This is a genomic window from Mesorhizobium sp., from assembly GCF_005063415.1.
In the GTDB taxonomy this organism is placed as follows: domain Bacteria; phylum Pseudomonadota; class Alphaproteobacteria; order Rhizobiales; family Rhizobiaceae; genus Mesorhizobium.
The window spans coordinates 1-2,456 of the sequence record NZ_SUEG01000290.1 but is presented as its reverse complement, the minus strand read 5'-3'; the positions used below and the strand labels follow the sequence as shown (position 1 = coordinate 2,456).

The window sequence follows — 2,456 nt, the reverse complement described above, 5'->3', positions numbered from 1 at the left end:
GATCTGCGCCGGGAAGGAAAACCGCAAATTCCTCGCCGCCGATCCGGCCGACGATATCGGCGCCGCGCAGCTGGCCCTAGATCGTCCTGGCGATCAGCTTGAGCGCTTGGTCTCCGCAGTCGTGGCCGAGGCGGTCGTTGGCGGATTTGAAATGGTCGGCATCGACGATCAACAAGGCGCCGGCATTGACGACGGAATGGCTGCGGGCCTGTTCGAGATAGGCTTCGACGAGCATCGAAAACGCACCCCGGTTGAACACCGCCGTCAGGCTGTCGGTCGCCGCGACGATGGCCAGTGCCTTCTGCGCGATGGCCAGCTGGCGCATTTTCCACATCAGGAAAAAGAAGAACGAGCCGGCCAGCACAAGCGGCAGCAGCAGGTCGGTGAGCTGCGCCCGCCACAGCGCTTCCGGCGACAAATACGGGAAATTGAAGGAATCGACGAAGAACGCGGCTGCAATGCAGACCACGGTGCCAGCGACGGTAACCGCCACGACCCTGCCCCAGCTCGTCGGGGACAAATCGATCTGCATGCTTTTTGCTCCTGCTTCAGCCGATTACCTTGAAGCAACAGCGCAAACGAAGTCCTAAGACTTTGCTTTCAATTCGATCGCAGTCGAAGCGAACCAGCCGTCGAGATGGCGGCCAGATAAGAAGATCGGTCCTAGATCAGCTGCCTTCTGATGCTCATCCGGGTGACCGCGGTCACAAGAATGGCGCCGATCATGAAATAGATGGTCGCGACAATGTCGCCCTGGTGGAAATAATAACCGGAGTTGAGAAGCGCCAGGACCACGGCGAAGAACGCCACGAGGCGCAAGGGTTCATTGGGCATGCGTGCCAATTCTCGCTGTTGCTGCTGAATGCTGCTGAAGCGGCCGCCCTCACGACCGTGCGCTCCATAAAATGTTTTGGCGCGTTTTGCAATCTCGGCAGATCGTCCACTATCCACCGTCCGCTTCACCAACCGCCCCAGGGTTAATGCATGTCGCGCAAAAGTGTGCAGCGGTTTTGCGATTACGACATGCATCAAACAAGAACCTAAAGCGCGTCGCATGGAGGCCGGTCGAACGCGACGCGCTTTAGGCGAATGCTCTGCCCTCCTCGCTGCGCTGGAACATCGTCAGGTCCAGTCCGAGGCTTGGCTTACCCAGAATGGTCAGGATCGCGTGCGCCTGGCCGCGGTGGTGGGTCTGGTGGTTGAAGAAGTGGTCGAGCGCCGGCGCCAGCCGCTGCGAGACGGTGCGCATGTCCGAGACGGTCATGTAGGAGAAGCGGCCCGACAGCGCCTTGTCGCTCAGGCCGTCGACCCAGTCGATGATCCGTTTGTCCTCGGCCTCGCGCGCCAGCCGCAAGCCTGGCAAGGCGCGGTGCAGGATCGTGTCGAGCCTTGCCGGCGCGTCGCCCTCGCCGGTGAAGCGTTTCATCCAGATACGGTCGGCTGCCAGGAGGTGGTTGAGCGTTCCCATCATCGAACCGAAGAAGACGCCGACATTGCGGTCGAACTCTTCCTCGTCGAGATCGGCGGCGGCATCGTAGATGCGGCCATTGGCCCATTGATTGTAGGCCGCAAACATCCTGAAATGCTGTTTCATTCTTCTCTCGACCTGCGAGACCCTGTTTCGCGGGTCTGTTTCGGGCATAGTTAGACTGCAAGGACGCTGCCGCCAATGACCATTCTGCTCTATGACCTTGTCGGACGCGACGCCGCCCGCCCATTCAGCCCACATTGCTGGAAGGCGACGATGGCGCTGGCCCATAAAGGGCTCGACATCACCAGCGTGCCGACCCGTTTCCTCGAAGTGCCGAAGGTGGAAGGCGGCGTCTCGAAGCTCGTTCCGGTGATCCGCGACGGCGAGACGGTGGTCGCCGATTCCTTCGCCATCGCGCTCTATCTCGAGGAGGCCTATCCCGAGCGGCCGACATTGTTTTCCGGTGACGGCGGTAAGGCGACGGCGCGCTTCATCGAACGCTGGTCGCCGCTGACCATCCATCCCTACGTCACCACCGCAGCGATACTGGACCTGCACGCCATGCAGGACGGGGCGAACGCCGCCTATTTCCGGCAGAACCGCGAGCAGCGCCTCGGCAAGCGCCTGGAGGCGGTATACGCCACCCGCGACGCCGGGCTCGCCAGCTTCCGCGCCTCGCTGGAGCCGCTCCGCTCGATGCTTGGCTATCAGCCCTTCATCGGCGGCCCGTCGCCGCTGTTTGCCGACTACATCGTTTTCGGCGCGCTGCAATGGGCGCGCATCGCCACATCCTACCGGCTGCTCGACGACAGCGATGTCGTGGCGCAATGGTTCGAACGATGCCTCGATCTGCATGGCGGCCTCGGCCGCACGGTCGCGGCCGCAGCGATCGCCCCGCTCGAGAGTTGAAATCGGCAGTTTCATCGGCGGCGCCACATTTTGTTCTCGCTTTGTGCCGGCAGCTATGCTACTAATTTGGGTATGG

At 61.8% G+C, this 2,456-nt stretch carries 4 protein-coding genes; 1 reads left to right on the top strand and 3 read right to left on the bottom strand.

All coding sequences use genetic code 11. The features are described 5' to 3' along the window. Nucleotides 1–76: 76 nt before the first annotated feature. The 3 genes from E5W70_RS31860 to E5W70_RS31850 all read right to left on the bottom strand — a co-directional run bounded on the left by E5W70_RS31860 (nucleotide 77) and on the right by E5W70_RS31850 (nucleotide 1,594). On the bottom strand, nucleotides 77–532 hold the full coding sequence (locus E5W70_RS31860) for a diguanylate cyclase (RefSeq protein WP_292665275.1): 456 nt from the start codon (nucleotides 530–532) through the stop codon (nucleotides 77–79). A 131-nt stretch (nucleotides 533–663) separates the two neighbouring features. Further along, nucleotides 664–1,029 (bottom strand): hypothetical protein, encoded by a 366-nt coding sequence (locus tag E5W70_RS31855; RefSeq protein ID WP_292665273.1) that lies wholly within the window; start codon nucleotides 1,027–1,029, stop codon nucleotides 664–666. 52 nt (nucleotides 1,030–1,081) lie between these two features. Next, nucleotides 1,082–1,594: a DinB family protein gene (locus tag E5W70_RS31850; RefSeq protein ID WP_254820279.1), complete on the bottom strand. Its 513-nt coding sequence runs from the start codon at nucleotides 1,592–1,594 to the stop codon at nucleotides 1,082–1,084. 75 nt (nucleotides 1,595–1,669) lie between these two features. Here E5W70_RS31850 and E5W70_RS31845 point away from each other — a divergent pair, with 75 nt between their 5' ends. Beyond that, complete coding sequence (locus E5W70_RS31845; RefSeq protein ID WP_292665270.1) at nucleotides 1,670–2,380, top strand: glutathione S-transferase family protein; 711 nt, start codon at nucleotides 1,670–1,672, stop codon at nucleotides 2,378–2,380. Nucleotides 2,381–2,456 lie beyond the last annotated feature (76 nt).